This is a genomic window from Roseovarius atlanticus, assembly GCF_001441615.1.
Taxonomy (GTDB): Bacteria; Pseudomonadota; Alphaproteobacteria; order Rhodobacterales; family Rhodobacteraceae; genus Roseovarius; species Roseovarius atlanticus.
Genome location: NZ_LAXJ01000006.1, coordinates 53,915 through 69,961, shown reverse-complemented (window position 1 = coordinate 69,961; position 16,047 = coordinate 53,915). Strand labels below are relative to the sequence as shown.

General features: G+C 64.0%; 13 protein-coding genes. 4 read left to right on the top strand and 9 right to left on the bottom strand.

Annotated features, from left to right (window positions below; translation table 11 throughout):
* Window positions 1–5 precede the first annotated feature (5 nt).
* From XM53_RS07155 to XM53_RS07130, 6 genes are all read right to left on the bottom strand, one after another.
* Window positions 6–2,099, bottom strand: a complete 2,094-nt coding sequence (locus XM53_RS07155; RefSeq protein ID WP_057791765.1) for a dipeptide ABC transporter ATP-binding protein — start codon at window positions 2,097–2,099, stop codon at window positions 6–8.
* A 3-nt stretch (window positions 2,100–2,102) separates the two neighbouring features.
* Window positions 2,103–3,290 carry an ABC transporter permease gene (locus tag XM53_RS07150; RefSeq protein ID WP_057791763.1) on the bottom strand — a complete coding sequence of 396 codons (1,188 nt, stop codon included), beginning with the start codon at window positions 3,288–3,290 and terminating at the stop codon, window positions 2,103–2,105.
* A 16-nt stretch (window positions 3,291–3,306) separates the two neighbouring features.
* Entirely contained in the window at window positions 3,307–4,353 is a 1,047-nt protein-coding gene (locus XM53_RS07145) for an ABC transporter permease (RefSeq protein ID WP_057791761.1), read from the bottom strand.
* A gap of 120 nt (window positions 4,354–4,473) precedes the next feature.
* Entirely contained in the window at window positions 4,474–5,160 is a 687-nt protein-coding gene (locus XM53_RS07140; RefSeq protein WP_057791759.1) for a DNA helicase, read from the bottom strand.
* Window positions 5,161–5,330: 170 nt separating this feature from the next.
* Window positions 5,331–6,647 carry an NAD(P)/FAD-dependent oxidoreductase gene (locus XM53_RS07135; protein WP_057791757.1) on the bottom strand — a complete coding sequence of 439 codons (1,317 nt, stop codon included), beginning with the start codon at window positions 6,645–6,647 and terminating at the stop codon, window positions 5,331–5,333.
* 4 nt (window positions 6,648–6,651) lie between these two features.
* A complete protein-coding gene (locus XM53_RS07130; protein WP_236544435.1) occupies window positions 6,652–7,005 on the bottom strand; it encodes an AraC family ligand binding domain-containing protein in 354 nt (117 codons plus the stop codon).
* A 72-nt stretch (window positions 7,006–7,077) separates the two neighbouring features.
* Here XM53_RS07130 and XM53_RS07125 point away from each other — a divergent pair, with 72 nt between their 5' ends.
* Both XM53_RS07125 and XM53_RS07120 read left to right on the top strand, forming a co-directional pair.
* Window positions 7,078–7,719 carry a TetR/AcrR family transcriptional regulator gene (locus XM53_RS07125; protein ID WP_160321373.1) on the top strand — a complete coding sequence of 214 codons (642 nt, stop codon included), beginning with the start codon at window positions 7,078–7,080 and terminating at the stop codon, window positions 7,717–7,719.
* Entirely contained in the window at window positions 7,716–9,257 is a 1,542-nt protein-coding gene (locus tag XM53_RS07120; protein ID WP_057791753.1) for a trimethylamine methyltransferase family protein, read from the top strand. Before XM53_RS07125 ends, XM53_RS07120 begins: the two co-directional genes overlap by 4 nt.
* A gap of 129 nt (window positions 9,258–9,386) precedes the next feature.
* Here XM53_RS07120 and ald read toward each other — a convergent pair whose 3' ends face one another.
* Complete coding sequence (gene ald, locus XM53_RS07115) at window positions 9,387–10,505, bottom strand: alanine dehydrogenase (protein WP_057791751.1); 1,119 nt, start codon at window positions 10,503–10,505, stop codon at window positions 9,387–9,389.
* Window positions 10,506–10,640: 135 nt separating this feature from the next.
* Between ald and XM53_RS07110 the strand changes: the two genes are divergently transcribed.
* On the top strand, window positions 10,641–11,099 hold the full coding sequence (locus XM53_RS07110; protein ID WP_057791749.1) for an Lrp/AsnC family transcriptional regulator: 459 nt from the start codon (window positions 10,641–10,643) through the stop codon (window positions 11,097–11,099).
* Between the two features lie 82 nt (window positions 11,100–11,181).
* The gene (locus tag XM53_RS07105; protein ID WP_057791747.1) at window positions 11,182–12,183 is read left to right on the top strand and encodes a Hint domain-containing protein; all 1,002 of its coding nucleotides are present in this window, start codon (window positions 11,182–11,184) and stop codon (window positions 12,181–12,183) included.
* Window positions 12,184–12,440: 257 nt separating this feature from the next.
* On the opposite strand, the gene pnp is transcribed toward XM53_RS07105, so the two are convergent.
* On the bottom strand, window positions 12,441–14,576 hold the full coding sequence (gene pnp, locus XM53_RS07100) for a polyribonucleotide nucleotidyltransferase (protein ID WP_057791745.1): 2,136 nt from the start codon (window positions 14,574–14,576) through the stop codon (window positions 12,441–12,443).
* A gap of 199 nt (window positions 14,577–14,775) precedes the next feature.
* The gene (locus XM53_RS07095) at window positions 14,776–16,017 is read right to left on the bottom strand and encodes a cation:proton antiporter (protein ID WP_057791744.1); all 1,242 of its coding nucleotides are present in this window, start codon (window positions 16,015–16,017) and stop codon (window positions 14,776–14,778) included.
* Between the last annotated feature and the right edge of the window lie 30 nt (window positions 16,018–16,047).

Here is a 16,047-nt window from a genome sequence, read left to right as displayed (position 1 = left end):
CGATCCTACTCCGCCGCGACCTTGATCACCGGCTCCATCTCGGCCAGCTTCACCTCGGCCAGGTGACATTTCAGCTGATGCCCGTCATCCAGCGTCCGCATCGGCGGCACCTCGATTTCGCAAAGACCCGCCGGCACCTGCGATTTCCACCGGCACCGCGTCTGGAACGGACAGCCCGAGGGCGGGTTCATCGCCGACGGCACGTCGCCTTCCAGCACGATGTGCTTTTTCTCGACGCTGGTATCGGCAATCGGCACCGCCGACAGCAACGCCTCGGTATAGGGGTGATAGGGCGGCGCAAAGACCTGCTCGGTCGTGCCCAGCTCCACCACGTGGCCCAGATACATCACCATCACCCGGTCGCTCAGATAGCGCACGATGCTCAGGTCGTGGCTGATGAACAGCAGCGTCGTCTTCTTCTCGCGCTGGATCTCCATCAGCAGGTCCGTCACCGCCGCCTGCACGCTCACATCCAGTGCCGACACCGGCTCGTCCGCCACCACGATCCGCGCGCCCCCGGCAAAGGCCCGCGCGATCCCCACGCGCTGCTTCTGCCCGCCAGACAGTTGCCGCGGCATCCGATCGGCAAATTCGCGCGGCAGCTTCACCAGGTCCAGCAGGCGCATCAGTTCCGCCCGCCGCTCTGCATCGTTCTTGCCCACGCCAAACACTTCCAGCGCACGGGTGATCTGCCGCCCCACGGTCATCGACGGGTTCAGCGTGTCGAACGGGTTCTGAAACACCATCTGGACATCGGCCACCGTCTTGGTGTCCCGCTTCTCGATCCGCGTGCCCTCGATGTTGCGGTTGTCCAGCAGGATCTGCCCGTCCGTCGCCGTCTCCAGCCCCATCAGCACCTTGGCAAAGGTCGACTTGCCACAGCCCGACTCCCCCACGATGGCCAGCGTCTCGCTCTCCCGCGCCTCGAAGCTCAGCGTCTCGTTGGCCTTCACCACCTTGGTGTCGCCGCCTTTGCCGAACAGCGCATTCGCCGCCACCTCGTAGTATTTCTTGAGGTTGTCGATCTTCAGGACGACCTCGCCTTTCTCGGGCGCCTCGGTCGTCACGCTGGCCTTGATCGGCGCGTTCCAATCGATTTCCTCGAACCGCAAACAGCGCGAGGCATGGCGCTCATTCCCGAGCACCGGTTCCATCGGTATCCCCTCCGCCCGGTTGCAACGCCCCTCTTCGAAGTAATCGCAACGCGGCCCGAAATTGCAGCCCTGAGGCCGCTCATGCGGCAAGGGGAAGTTCCCCGGAATCGCCACCAGCGGCCGCGCGTTCTTGTTCGCCCCCGGCAGCGGGATCGACCGGAACAGCGCCTGCGTATAGGGATGCCGCATCTTGTCAAAGACATCGCGGATGCTGCCCGTCTCCACCGCCTCGCCGGAATACATCACGCAGATCCGGTCGCAGGTTTCCAGCACCAGCCCCAGGTTGTGGCTGATGAACAGCATCGAGGTGCCGTATTTCTTGCCCAGGTCCTTGACCAGTTCCACGACCGCAGCCTCGACCGTCACATCCAGCGCCGTGGTCGGCTCGTCGAGGATCAGCAAGGACGGCTTCGACATCAGCGCCATCGCGATCACGATCCGCTGCTGCTGCCCACCCGACAACTGGTGCGGAAAGGATTTCAGGATGCGCTCGGGATCGGGCAGCTTCACGTCCCGCACGACGTCCAGCGCACGCTGCCACGCTTCCTTCTCGCCGATGCCTTCATGGATCATCGGCACCTCGATCAGTTGCTTGCCGATCTTCATCGCCGGGTTCAGGCTCGCCATCGGCTCCTGGTAGATCATGGCGATCTCGTTGCCACGGATGTCGCGCAATTCCTCGGCGCTCATCTGGCTCAGGTCGCGGCCCTTGAACCTGATCGTGCCGCCCACCACTCGGCCATTGACGCCCAGATCCTGCATCACCCCCAGCGCGACCGTGGACTTGCCGCAGCCAGATTCTCCCACCAGCCCCACCGCCTCGCCCGGCTGGACCGACACCGAGAAATCCATCACCGCCGGGATCTCCCGCAACCGCGTGAAGAAGGAAATCGACAGGTTGTCGATCTCCAGGATGGGCCCGTCATGCGCTTGCAATTTCGACATGGATCAATCCCTCAAGCTCTCTTCCCGCAGCCCGTCCGCCAGAAAGTTCAGCCCCAGAACCAGGCTGAGCAGCGCCAGCGCGGGCGGAATGGCGATATGCAGGATGTTGGCCGACAACAGCCGCCGCCCGTCGATAATCATCTTGCCCCAGTCGGCGCTCTCGCTTTCCAGCCCCAGACCGAAGAAACCAAGCGTCCCCAGAAGGATCGTGGTGTACCCAATCCGCAGGCAGAAATCGACCAGCAGAGGCCCGCGCGCATTGGGCAGGATCTCCCACAGCATGATGTACCACGGCCCCTCGCCCCGCGTCTGGGCGGCGGCCACGTAATCCCGCGTCTTGATGTCCAGCGCCAGCCCCCGCACGATCCGAAAGACCGTGGGCGCGTTGACGAACACCACCGACACGAACACCACCAGCAGGTTCGGCGGAAAGCTGATGATCCCCGTCGGGTCCGCATCCCACGCGATGCCCAGGTACACCCATGTTCCCACGACCAAGGTGATGCCCACGTACAGGTTCCGCTTCGCCGCCTGCGTCCGGAACCGCGAATTCCACAGCACCGTCAGGAACACGATGGGGAACAGGAACAGCGTCCCCGCCATGATCCGCGGTATCAGTGTCTCCTTTATCTCCGGCGTCACCAGCAGGTAGAACAGCAGGATCACCGGAAAGGCCAGCACGAGGTTCGCCAGAAAGCTCAGCACCGTATCGAACCGCCCGCCGTAATACCCCGCCGGCAGGCCCAGCGTGATCCCCACCATGAAGGCGAAGATCGTCGCGAAGGGCGCGATCAGCATCACCTTGATGCTGCCATCCACCACTCGGCTGAACACGTCCCGGCCCAGGTTGTCGCCGCCCAGCAGGTAATGCGCCCCCGCATCCGGGTCCGGCTCGCCAATGAGCTTGGTATAGGGCTCGCCCGGCAGCGCCTTTTTCATCATCGCCGACTGGTCCAGCGGGTCATGCGTGCCCACCATGTCCAGCGCCCCGGCAAAGAACGCCGTGAACACCCAGAACAGCACCAGCGCCAGCCCGATCATCCCGATCACGCTGTCGAACAGCTTGCCGTAAAGGCCCAGCCTGCGCTTGAACACTATGGAGATTGCAAAGGTCACCGCCACCGCGATCAGCGGCGCCGCGAATTGCTGCACCATCTGCAAGAAGATCCCGCTCCAGCTCAAGGGGTCCATGTCCGCGCTCCTCCCCTCAGCTGACCGAAATACGCGGGTTCAGATAGACATAGCCGATATCGGAGATCAGCTGCGTCACCAGCACCACGACCACCGAAACCACCGAAATTCCCAGCAACAGCTCGATGTCGTTGTTCCCCGCCGCCAGCACCAGCGCCCAGCCGAAGCCCTTGTAGTTGAACAGCGTCTCGACGATCACCACACCGTTCAACAGCCACGGAAACTGCAGCATGATCACCGTGAAGGGCGCGATCAGCGCGTTGCGCAGCGCGTGCTTCATCACGATATTGGGAAAGCTCACCCCTTTCAGCCGCGCCGTGCGGATATATTGCGAGGTCATGACCTCGGCCATGCTGGCCCGCGTCATCCGCGCGATATACCCCATGCCGTAAACCGCGATGGTCAGCACCGGCAGAAAGAAATTCTCGAACGTGATATTGTCCATCGCACTGGTCGCCGTGCCCTTGAACCACTTCAGCCCCACGGCGGAGCTGGCGAAGACGGCGATGAACAGAACCCCCGACACGTATTCCGGCGTCGCCGTCGTGCCGATGGAAAAGGTCGACAGCGTCCGGTCCAGTTTCGACCCCTCGCGCATTCCCGCCAACACGCCAAGGATCAGCGCCGAGGGCACCATCAACAGCATCACCCAGAACATCAGCATCCCGGTCAAGGCCAGCTTCTCGCCGATCACCTCGTCCACGTCTTTCTTCAAACGGTTGGAATAGCCCCAGTTGCCCTGCAACACCCCGCAAAAGGCCGGTGCCTCCTCGATGGGCACATCCGACGCCGCGCATTTCGCCCGGACCTTGCCGTCCGTCCCCTCGATCACGTACCCCGGCAGCACGCCCAGCCACTGCCCGTACTTCACCAGCACCGGCTGCAAATACCCGTTGTTGTTCAGATAGCTTTCGACCTCGGCATCCGACATCCGCATGTTGCCCTCGGTCTTCGCCATCTTTTCCAGGTTCGGATAAAGATTGGTCAGGAAAAAGACGATGAACGTCAGGCAAAGCGCCGTCAGAAGCATCACTCCGACACGGCGCAGGATGAATCGGCCCATATGGCGATGTCCCCGGCTGGCTCTATGGTTCTTGTTATTTGTAAGACCATAGAGCCGCACCGGTCCAGTCACGTATTCCAAATGCGACCCCGGAAAGGTCGCAAAACGACATTAATCCGTTTACAGCACCCGCGCCTCGCCGCCATGCAGGAAACAGCCCCGGTCGAACAACGACAGGTCCACCGGGTTCGGCATCCGCAGGTCGTCAAAGCCGGGCACGTCCCCGGTCTCGGCATCGAACATCCGGTCCACTTGGGAAATCGCGACAACGATGGCCCCGGTCCTTTGCGCATGACCCTTCAGGTCTTCCAGTTGGTCTTGTAGCGGCGGATGCACCCGCTTCTGGTCCAGCAATTGCAGGTAGTCGATCACGATCACGTCGCCCGATCCCGCATCCCGCGTGGACGCCAGAATAAGCGCCGCACAAATCTCGTCCGACGTATCCAAGATACACTCCGGTGTCTCGCCCTCATCAAGAAGCATGGCCACATCCCGTCGCGTGTAGTCCAGCGTGAAGAACCATCCCTGCTGTCCGGCCCGCGCCGCCTCCTGCGCCAGTTCAAGGCCCAGCCGCGTCTTGCCGTGTCCGGGCCGTGCCGCCAGCACGACCAGCGAGCCGGGCGCGATCCCGGCCCGCACCTGCGCAGCCAGCGTCGCCACGGGCCGCGCCGCCATCATGTGGCTCCAGTTGCGGAACCCTTCGCGCACCGCAACCTCGTCCAGCACCATGTGCAACGGCACGGATCGCTCCCGCGCCAGCTTCTTCGCATCTCTCTTAAGTCTGAAAACAGGGGCACTCAGCCGCATGTCGTCTCTCCTCGCGGATGCGCGCCGTGCAGCCCCTCCTCATGCGCAAACGCATCCCGAAAAGTGTCGAAATTCAGCGGCCCTGCACCAAACATGCTGCCCCGATCGGAGGGAGGAGGCCCGGACCCGGCCCTGTTCCCACCTTACGCAGCCATGTGCCGCCGATCAACTCACGCTTCGTGCCGGTTGCTGAAAAGCTCCCACTGGAACCGCGCCCGCACGCCAAGATCCAGGAACGGCCTTGGCGGCAGCATCTCTGGCTCCCCCAGGCTCTCCATATCCGCGATCATCGAGTTGTCGCGCCCGGTCGCCAGGTCCGCCGCCAGGATGCCGCCAAAGGTGCCCTTGGTCACGCCCACCGCGTTCTGGCACACAGCCGACCACACGTTCGGCGCGATCCGCCCGAAGGCCGGCGCCCCGTTGCGCGACAGGCAGACAAAGCCCGACCACGTATGCTCCATCTCCACCTGCTCCAGACCCGGAAAGCGCTGGTCGAACAGCCGCTTGTGCGTGCGCTTCACCCGCTCGTGCTCGCCGAGCTTCAGCCGCTGGCTGGGCCGGTAGCTCAGCCCGTGGCGGATCAGGATCCGGTGATCGTTGGTATAGCGCATGGTGATCCCGGCAAACGCGTTCACCGGCGTCAGCCCCCATGCCGCCTGCACGCCATACACCGCCCGCTCTTTCTCGGTCAGGGGACGGGTCAGGCTGGCATGGGCCACCAGGTGCAAAAATTTCTGCCGGTGAAACCCGAACTGCTCGGAAAAACCGTTCGCCGCCATGATCATCCTGGGCGCGCGCACCGATCCCTTGGGCGTCTTCAGCATCACGCCGTTCTGAAATTCCGCCTCCACCACGGGCGAATTCTCATGCACTGTCACATTACCGGGCAGCGTATCGGCCAACCCCCGCGTCAGCGCGGCGGGGTTCATCAACACACATCCCGGCGTATAGACGGCAGCCGTGAAATGCGGACTACCCAGCTTGGCCCGCAGCGCCTCACCCTCGATCCACTCGTAAGGCTCGCCCAGCGCCTCCAGCTCCTTTCTGAACGGCTCCAGCACGTCGCGCGTGCCGCGAGGGCTGACGGCGGTGTGATACTTGCCCGCGCGCGCCCAGTCGCACTCCACCCCATGCGTCGTCACCACGTCTTCCAGGTGATCTATCGCCATCCGCGCCAGCCGCATGAACCGATGACTGCCCTCCAACTCGTCCAGCGAAGACCCCACGTTATGCGGCAGGTCGATCCCGAACCCGCTGTTGCGCCCCGACGCGTTCTCGCCCGCCTCCCCGGCCTCGACCACGACGATCTTTTCGCCCGGGCAGTTCTCGGCCAGCCGCCGCGCCGCGGCCAACCCGGCATAGCCCGCGCCCAGCACGACCCAATCGGCGTTGATATCCCCCTCGAGCGGCGCATGGGCGGTACGGTCCGGCAGGATCGCGCTCCATCCATTTGTCTTGTCGTCCTGCGGCAGGCGGTTGATCTTCATCGCGTCACCCTTTCTCGGCCCAGTTCGCCGGCTCGATCGCATAAAACACCAAGGCGCTCTCAGCGATATAGGTCAGCTCCGTCCCCGCCGGCAGCCAGATGCAGTCGCGCGGCCCCGCCGTATGCTCGCCGTTCCCGGTGCGCACCGTCAATTGTCCCTCCAGCACCAGCAGAACCTCGTCATACTGAACCGTCCACGGGATTTCCGCGTCCGTGAACCGCCCGAACCCGGTGCCCAGCCTTGTCCCCATGCCGGTGCCCGTGACTTCGGTCACCTGCGCCATCTCGCCATACGCGAAGCGGGGGCTGAACTCTTGGCCAGCGAACGTCATGACCTGTGCGTCGGCTTTCCGCGGCATCGTCTTCTCCCTGACATTGACGGAAACCATACAACCCTGTATCTATCCATGCAACCCTGTATGGAGAATCCGATGCAAGCGACGCAGACAGAGGATCGGCAAACCCGTCTTACCCGTGACGACTGGATCGACGCGGCCCTGCGCCTGCTGATCGACAGTGGTGTCGACGCGGTGCAGATCACCGTCCTGTCCCGCAACCTGGGCGTCACGCGGGGCAGCTTCTACTGGCACTTCGACTCGCGCGAATCGCTGCTCGACGCGCTGGTTCATCAATGGCGCTCCCGCAATACCGGCGTGATCGTCGACGCGGTCTCCAAGGCCAATACGCTCGACGACGGCATCCTCGCGCTTTTCGCCGTCTGGACCGATCACCGCCGTTTCGACCCCGCGCTCGACCAGGCGATCCGCAACTGGGCCCGTTACGACGATGCCCTGCGCGCGCGCCTCAAATCCGAGGATGACGCCCGCATAAACGCCGTCGCCGCCATGTTCCAACGCTTCGGCTATCCCCAGCCCGAGGCGTTCATCCGCGCCCGCGTGATCTGCTTCACCCAGATCACCTATTACGCGCTCGACATCGCGGCGGACGAAACCGACGCCCAGCGGATGAGCTATCTGGAGGCTTATTTCCGCTGCTTCACCGGGCGCGACATCAACCCCGGCACAGCCAGCGCCTACCGAAACATCCTGATGCGCGGGGCGCGAAACTCATGACCCTGCAACGCTCCGGCGGCCGCCGCGGCCGCGCCGCCAAACGCGCCAGCTCCGCCGAACAGACCTTCGACGCCGCCTGGCGCCAATGGAAACGCCCCTATCCCCCGGTAGAACAGTTCAGCGCCGACGAGATCGAGTCCATCCACGAAACCTCGCTCAGGGTCCTGCGCGATATCGGCATCAAGGTCCTGAATGACGAGGCGCGCGGGCTCTACCGTTCCGCTGGCATGACCGAGGTGGACGACAAGATCATCCGCTTCGACCCGGACGCGCTGATGGCGCTCATGGCCCACGCACCCGCCGACGTCACCCTGCACAGCCGCAACCCCACCCGCACGCAAACCCTCGGCGGGCCGAACGTCGGCATCACCACCTCCGCCGGCTCGCCCAACTGTTCCGACCTGCAGGGCGGGCGCCGCCCCGGCACGCACGCGGATTACGACAATTTCTGCAAGGTCGCCCAGGCTTTCGACGTGATCCACTTCATCGGCCCGGTGGTCGAGCCGCAGGATGTGCCCCTCGGCCTGCGCCACCTGCACATGACCCGCTCCATCGCCGCGCTGACCGAAAAGATCCCCTTCGTCTATTTCCGCGGACGTCAAGCCATCGCCGACAGCTACGAGATCCTGCGCCTCGCGCACGGCCTCGGCGAAGACGAGTTCCCGAACACCTGCGTCAGCTATTCCGTCGCCAACTCCAACTCACCGCTGCAACTCGACGGCCTGATGTGCCGCGGCATCATCGACGCCGCCCGCGCGGGCCAGATGATGATCCTAACGCCCTTCACCCTGGCCGGCGCCATGGCCCCGGTCACCATCCCCGGCGCGCTCGTGATGCAGAATGCCGAGGCGCTCGCTGGCCTTTGCCTGTCCCAGATCGTCCGCCCCGGCTCGCCCGTCTGCTATGGCAGCTTTACCTCCAACGTCGACATGCGCACCGGCGCACCCGCCTTCGGCACGCCGGAATACGTCAAGGCAGCCTTCGCCTCGGGTCAGCTTGCACGCCGCTACAACGTTCCCCTGCGCTCGTCCGCGCCGACCGCCTCGAACGCGCCGGACGCCCAGGCGGCTTACGAATCCCAAATGTCGCTCTGGGGCGCATTGATGGGCGGCGCCAACCTCATCCTGCACGGCGCGGGCTGGCTCGAGGGCGGGCTGACCATCTCAGCCGAGAAGTTCATCATCGATGTCGAAGTGCTGCAAATGTTCGCCGAGATCTTCAAACCGGTCGAGGTCACCGAGGCGACGCTCGCCTATGACGCCATCGCCGACGTGCGCCACGGCGGGCACTTCTTCGGCACCCAGCACACGCTGGACCGGTTCGAGACGGCGTTCTACTCGCCGCTTCTCTCCGACTGGTCCAACTTCGAAAACTACCGCGATCGCGGCGCAATGGACACGACCCAACGCGCCAACCGCATTTTCTTCGACACGCTCGCCGCGCACGAAGACCCCGCCATGCCCCAAGACCGGCTGGAGGCCATCGACGCCTTCATCGCCAAACGCACCCAAGAAGGCGGCGCGGATATCGAGCAATGAAGCTGATTTCGCGCGGGATCAAGGCGCAGCTAGCTGCGCCGCCGCGCGATCGCCAGCCCGCGGTCTGGCAATCGCGCGGCTCCACGGGACCTTACGTCCCGGGCGTGACCCGGGACCTCGGCGGCGATCTTACCCCTTCAACACCAATTGCGGCGACACCACGTCGATGCCCAGCGCCTTGCCCACGGCGAAATATGTCAACTGCCCGGCATGGACGTTCAGACCGTTCAACAAGTGCGGATCGTCGGCGCAGGCCTGTTTCCACCCCTTGTCGGCCAGCGCCAGCATGAACGGCATCGTCGCGTTGCCCAGCGCGATGGTCGAGGTCCGCGCCACGGCACCCGGCATGTTTGCCACGCAATAATGCATGATCCCGTCCACGTCATAGATCGGGTCGGCATGGGTGGTGGCCTTCGAAGTCTCGAAACACCCGCCCTGGTCGATCGCCACGTCCACCAGCACCGCGCCCGGCTTCATGTCCGCGAATTGCGCGCGGCGCACCAGCTTGGGCGCCTCGGCGCCGGGGATCAGCACCGCGCCGATCACCATGTCGGCTTGCGTCAGATGCTCGGCCAGCAGGCCCTGCGACGAATACCCGGTGTTGAACGTCCCGCCGAACACGTCATCGAGGTACCGCAGACGCGGCAGCGACCGGTCCAGCACCGTCACGTCCGCGCCCATGCCGGCGGCGATCTTGGCGGCATGAGTGCCCACGACACCGCCACCGATCACCAGAACCTTCGCGGGACCCACACCGGGCACGCCGCCCATCAGCACGCCACGCCCGCCATTGGCTTTCTGCAACGTATAGGCACCGACCTGCGGTGCCAGACGCCCCGCAACCTCGGACATCGGCGCCAGCAGCGGCAGCCCGCCGCGTTCGTCCGTCACGGTCTCATAGGCAATCGCGGTACAGCCGCTTTCCATCAGGTCCTTCGTCTGCTCCGGGTCCGGCGCCAGGTGCAGGTAGGTGAACAGCAGCTGCCCTTCGCGCAGCATCTTGCGCTCGCCGGCCTGCGGTTCCTTGACCTTCACGATCATGTCGGCGGTGGCAAACACCTCCTCCGCCGTGTCGATGATCGCAGCGCCGGCGGCGACGTAATCCGCATCCTCGAACCCCGCGCCCTTCCCGGCGCCGGACTGGATGATGACCTCGTGACCATGGGCCACGGCCTCTCCGGCGGCGTTGGGCGTCATCCCCACGCGAAATTCCTGCGGTTTGATCTCTGTCGGGCATCCGATTTTCATGTCGCACTCCTCTTTGCGTTATACACTAGAATACAGCAGTCCCATTGAAAGGGGTTTGAAATTTTGCCCAGCTCTGCGGTAGAACTCCGAAGAATATTCGAACAAACATGCTGAGCCTCACAGGATCTACCTTAAATGACCCTCGACACGATGGATCGTCGCCTGCTTAGTGTCCTGCAAAAGCGCGGGCGCATCTCCAATGCGGACTTGGCCGAGGCGGTGAACCTCTCGCCGTCGGCCTGTCATCGCCGCGTCCAACGGCTGGAGACCGAAGGCCACATAAAGGGGTACGTCGCCCTTCTGGATCCGCGCCGCATGGGCGTGCCCACCACCGTGTTCGTCGAGATCACGCTCACGACGCAGGCCGACGACGTGCTCGACGCGTTCGAGATCGCCGTCGCCCGCATTCCCAACGTGCTGGAATGCCACCTGACCGCGGGCACCGCCGACTACATTCTCAAGCTGGTAGTCGAGGAGACCGAGGATTTCGCACGCATCCACCGCCAGTACCTCACCCGCCTTCCCGGCGTGGCCACCATGCAATCCAGCTTTGCGCTGCGCACCGTGTTGCAAACGACGGCTCTGCCAGTTTGACTCAAATCCACCGTATTTTTCTTTCGGTAATCAACATCCCATTAGACACTTGACGTGATGCTCGCCTCTCGGAGTGGCGGGCATGACCAAGACGTTTTACAGTATAGACAACGAATTCGCGGTCGCGACGGGGTCGAACGTCAACGACTCGCCCGGGCAGTCCTCCTTCGACTATCCGCCCACCAGCTCGCGTGACCTGATCATCACCTCGAACGCGGGCGACAGCGACCCCAACCTGTTCGAACTGGGCGAGACATACGATGTCCAGTATTCCGGCCCCGGCGGCACGCATCTGCTCGACGACGCGGTCGTGATCCGCAGCGACCCGGCCCCGGCGGATGGCGGCCTGATCGTGTTCGAAGGCACGGATGGCAACGGTGACCCGGCCCAGGTGATCTGGACCCCCGGCTTCGATCTGGAAACCTGGTATTTCAATAATTTTAACAGCGGCCAGCCGCCCAGGTTCTACACCTCCGACCAGAACACCAGCTATACCCACACGGTCAATTGCTTCGCCGCCAGCACCTTGCTCGAAACACCGTCCGGCCCCCGCCCTGTCGAGCATCTGCGCCTAAATGATCGGGTCCTGACCCGCAACGACGGGGCTCGGCGCATTCTCTGGACAGGCGCGCGCACCATGCCCGGCGACGGGCCCGCCTGTCCGGTCCGGTTCGCCCCCGGCACGCTTGGCAACATGCGCCCCCTGCGGCTCTCCCAGCAGCATCGCGTCGCGATCCGATCCTGGAAGGCCGAACTGCTCTTCGGCACGCCCGAGGTGCTGGTCCCCGCCAAGGCGCTGGTGGGCCAGCCCGGCATCACCTATGAACCGTGCCGCTCCGTAACCTATGTCCACCTGCTGCTCGAAGATCATCAGCTAATACTGGCCGAGGGGGGCGCGCCATGCGAAACCATCCTGCCCGGCGTGATGACCGAGCAATGGCTGATCGAGGAAGCCGCTGCAATCCATCGCGCCGCGGGCACCGCGACCTATCGCGCGGCGCTGCCCATCCTGACCTACCGCGAGGCGCGCTGCGTCGTGGGCACGCGCGGTGTCATCCGCCCGCCCGCCGCCGTGCTGTTCTGAACGCTGCATACATTGTAAGGACCCCGGCACATTTGCCGGGGTCCTTTCCGGCGCGCCTGATCCGTGAGTGACAGCGTCGCCAGATACCCATCCGGGTCCCCCCTTGTTGCGGTCGGGAGGTTGCGCGGTATATGCGCAAAAACCCCGGCATTGGCCCGTATGGAAAACCTTACCTTTGGTTATGACGTTACGTCATTTTCCCACGAAAAAACCCCGGTGTCGCCACCGGGGTTCTCGATGTTGCGAAACCGGCGGATTTACTCTTCCGCTGGTTCTTCTTTCTTGGCTTCCTCGCCGGTCTCCTGATCGACGACCTTCATCGACAGGCGCACCTTGCCGCGATCGTCAAAGCCCAGCAGCTTGACCCACACATCCTGGCCTTCCTTCAGAACGTCCGACGGATGGTTCAGGCGGCGGTTCTCGATCTGGCTGACATGCACCAGCCCGTCGCGCTTGCCGAAGAAGTTCACGAAGGCGCCGAAATCGACGATCTTGACGACCGTACCCTTGTAGACCTTGCCTTCTTCCGGCTCCGCCACGATCGAGTGGATCATGTCGTATGCCTTCTGGATGGCCTCGCCGTTGGGCGACGCGATCTTGATGACACCCTCGTCGTTGATGTCGACCTTGGCGCCCGACACCTCGACGATCTCGCGGATCACCTTGCCGCCAGACCCGATCACTTCGCGGATCTTGTCGGTCGGGATCTGCATCGTCTCGATGCGCGGGGCGTGAACCGAGAAATCACCGGCTTCTGACAGGGCCTTGCCCATCTCGCCCAAGATGTGCAACCGACCGGCTTTCGCCTGTTCCAGCGCCTTTTCCATGATCTCCGGCGTGATGCCCGCGACCTTGATGTCCATCTGCAGCGACGTGATACCGGCTTCGGTTCCCGCCACCTTGAAGTCCATGTCGCCCAGGTGATCCTCGTCCCCCAGGATGTCGGTCAGGATGCCGTAGGACCCGTCGTCTTCCAGCACCAGGCCCATGGCCACACCCGCGACCGGCGCCTTCAGCGGCACGCCCGCGTCCATCATGGACAAGGAGCCGCCGCACACCGACGCCATCGAGCTTGATCCGTTGGACTCGGTGATCTCGCTGACGACCCTGATCGTATAGGGGAAATCCGTCGCCGCCGGCAGCACCGCCTGCAACGCACGCCACGCCAGCTTGCCGTGACCGATCTCGCGCCGTCCCGGAGGGCCCACGCGACCGGCTTCACCGACCGAATAGGGCGGGAAGTTGTAGTGCAGCAGGAAGTTCGAGCGGAAGTTGCCGTGCAGCGCGTCGATGATCTGCTCATCGTCGCCCGTGCCCAGCGTCGTGACAACCAAACCTTGGGTCTCGCCGCGCGTGAACAGGGCCGAGCCATGCGTCCGCGGCAGCAGTCCGGTTTCGCACACGATCGGGCGCACCTCGTCCAGGCTGCGGCCGTCGATCCGCTTGCCCGACTTCACGATGTCACCGCGCAGGATCGACGCCTCCAGCTTCTTCAGAGCGGAGCCAAGGTTTGCATCCTCAAGCTGCTCTTCGGACAGCGACGCCTTGATCTCTTCCTTGGCGGCCGAAACGGCACTCGTGCGTTCCTGCTTGTCCTGGATCTTGTAGGCCGCGGCCAGCTTGTCTTCGCCCGCCGCCTTCACGGCCTCGTAGAGGTCGCCGTAATCCGGCGGCTGAAAGTCGAACGGTTCCTTGGCGGCGTCTTCGGCCAGGTCGATGATCATGTCGATCACCGGCTGGATCTGCTCATGCGCAAAGTTCACCGCGCCCAGCATTTCCTCTTCGGTCAGCTCGTAAGCTTCCGATTCCACCATCATCACGGCACCCTTCGTGCCCGCAACCACCAGATCGAGCCGCTGCTCGGGGTTGTTGCGCAGGTCGTGCATGTCGTCGACCTCGGGGTTCAGCACGTACTCGCCATCGGTGAAGCCCACACGACAGCCCGCGATCGGCCCCATGAAGGGCGCGCCCGAAATGGTCAGCGCGGCACTGGCCGCGATCATCGCCACCATGTCCGGGTCGTTGACCAGGTCATGGCTCAGCACGGTGCACATCACCAGCACTTCGTTCTTGAACCCGTCGACGAATAGCGGGCGGATCGGACGGTCGATCAGACGCGCAGTCAGGGTTTCCTTTTCCGTGGGACGTGCCTCACGCTTGAAAAAGCCGCCGGGCACCTTGCCCGCGGAATAGTATTTCTCTTGGTAGTGGACGGTCAGCGGAAAGAAATCCTGACCTTCACGCGGGGCTTTTGCAAAGGTCACGTTCGCCATGACCGATGTTTCCCCGTAGGTGGCGATGACCGAGCCATCCGCCTGGCGGGCAACCTTGCCCGTTTCCAGTGTCAGCGTATCCTCGCCCCACTGGATCGATTTTTTCACTTCTTTGAACATCTATCGTTTCCTAGCTGGAGGCCCTCCCGGGCGTATCCCGGGTCCTCCGTTACATTGGTGGCCCCATTGCCACCGACCCCTCCATCATCTCATGCGCCGGGGTCTAAGGCGTCACGTTTCAGATACGTGCGCGCATACAGCAGTTTGGTGCGAATTGAAAGCCGCGATGTCCCGGCCCGATCGTTCACCGCCTGGGCCGTCAATCCTCGATCCTCCGCATCGCCCAGTTCACGCTGAAACCGTGCAGGATCGTGGACAGCAGGATGACCAGCCCGACCAGCGACCAAAGCTCGCGCTCGTTCACAAAGTCCATGTGGGTCATCGCGTAGCACAGGTAATAGATCGAGCCGATCCCGCGCACCCCGTAGACGGCCACCACCGCCCGGTCCCGGTGCGGCATATGCGACCCTATCAGGCTCAGCCACCCCGACACGGGCCGGATGATCAGGATCAGGACCAGCGCGATGACCACATGGCGCCACGTCAGGTCGGCCAGCACCAGCGGCAGGACCGACCCCAGCGCGACCAGCAACAGGGCGGTCAGCGCGTGTTCGATCGATTCCGTGAAATCATGCAGGCGCCGGTGAAACCGGTGGTCCTTTTCCTCTCGCCGCAGGGTCAGCCCCATCGCGGCGACGGCGATGAACCCGTAACCTTCCAGCAATTCCGTCGACCCATAGCACAGCAGCACCCCGGCCAGCGCCAGCACCCCCGATCCCGTGTCGGCCAGCGGCGCGTTCCGCGGCACCGAGAACAGCACGAACGCAAGAACGCGGCCGCCGGCCCATCCGGCAACGGTTCCGACAGCGATGCGATAGACCACGTCCCAGACCAGCCAGTCCAGCGCCCATGCGCTCGGGTTCAGGCCTTCGGCGGCCACGACAAGCCCCAGATACACGAACGGAAACGCCAGCCCGTCGTTCAGCCCCGCCTCCGTCGTCAGGGTAAAGCGCACGGGATGCTCCCGGCCTTCCTGTGGCGGGCCGACCTGCACATCGGCGGCCAGCACCGGATCGGTGGGCGCGATGACCGCCCCCAGCAGAATGGCCCCGGCCACGGTCAGGCCCTCCAGGCTGACGCCAAGCAGTGCCACGGCGGCGATGGTCAACGGCATGGCAATGCCCAGCATCCGCGCCGTCGGACTCCATTTGCGCCAGGGGCTGATCGTGTCGATCCGCATCCCCGTCCCGAACAGCGCCACGATCACGGCCAGTTCGCTCATCCTCTCCCAAAGCAGCGGCGCTTCGCGCGGGTCGGGCATGAAGGCCGCGGCGGGTATCAGCATCGCGGCCCCGGCCCCGAACAGGATCATCAGCGGCGCAAAGACCGGCTCTGCGCGGGACACAAGCCGCGGCAGCCATTGCGCGCTGATGACGATCAAGCCGATCACGGCCAGCGCGATGTGATAGGGGTCCAAGGCGAAGAAGGAGTCCGAGTCCATGGGCGCTTTTAATCGTTTGCAATCGTCACG

Coding starts and splice junctions, on each gene's coding strand:
- XM53_RS07155 (WP_057791765.1), bottom strand. CDS start 2,099: ATGTCGAAATTGCAAGCGCATGACGGGCCCATCCTGGAGATCGACAAC.
- XM53_RS07150 (WP_057791763.1), bottom strand. CDS start 3,290: ATGGACCCCTTGAGCTGGAGCGGGATCTTCTTGCAGATGGTGCAGCAA.
- XM53_RS07145 (WP_057791761.1), bottom strand. CDS start 4,353: ATGGGCCGATTCATCCTGCGCCGTGTCGGAGTGATGCTTCTGACGGCG.
- XM53_RS07140 (WP_057791759.1), bottom strand. CDS start 5,160: ATGCGGCTGAGTGCCCCTGTTTTCAGACTTAAGAGAGATGCGAAGAAG.
- XM53_RS07135 (WP_057791757.1), bottom strand. CDS start 6,647: ATGAAGATCAACCGCCTGCCGCAGGACGACAAGACAAATGGATGGAGC.
- XM53_RS07130 (WP_236544435.1), bottom strand. CDS start 7,005: ATGCCGCGGAAAGCCGACGCACAGGTCATGACGTTCGCTGGCCAAGAG.
- XM53_RS07125 (WP_160321373.1), top strand. CDS start 7,078: ATGCAAGCGACGCAGACAGAGGATCGGCAAACCCGTCTTACCCGTGAC.
- XM53_RS07120 (WP_057791753.1), top strand. CDS start 7,716: ATGACCCTGCAACGCTCCGGCGGCCGCCGCGGCCGCGCCGCCAAACGC.
- ald (WP_057791751.1), bottom strand. CDS start 10,505: ATGAAAATCGGATGCCCGACAGAGATCAAACCGCAGGAATTTCGCGTG.
- XM53_RS07110 (WP_057791749.1), top strand. CDS start 10,641: ATGACCCTCGACACGATGGATCGTCGCCTGCTTAGTGTCCTGCAAAAG.
- XM53_RS07105 (WP_057791747.1), top strand. CDS start 11,182: ATGACCAAGACGTTTTACAGTATAGACAACGAATTCGCGGTCGCGACG.
- pnp (WP_057791745.1), bottom strand. CDS start 14,576: ATGTTCAAAGAAGTGAAAAAATCGATCCAGTGGGGCGAGGATACGCTG.
- XM53_RS07095 (WP_057791744.1), bottom strand. CDS start 16,017: ATGGACTCGGACTCCTTCTTCGCCTTGGACCCCTATCACATCGCGCTG.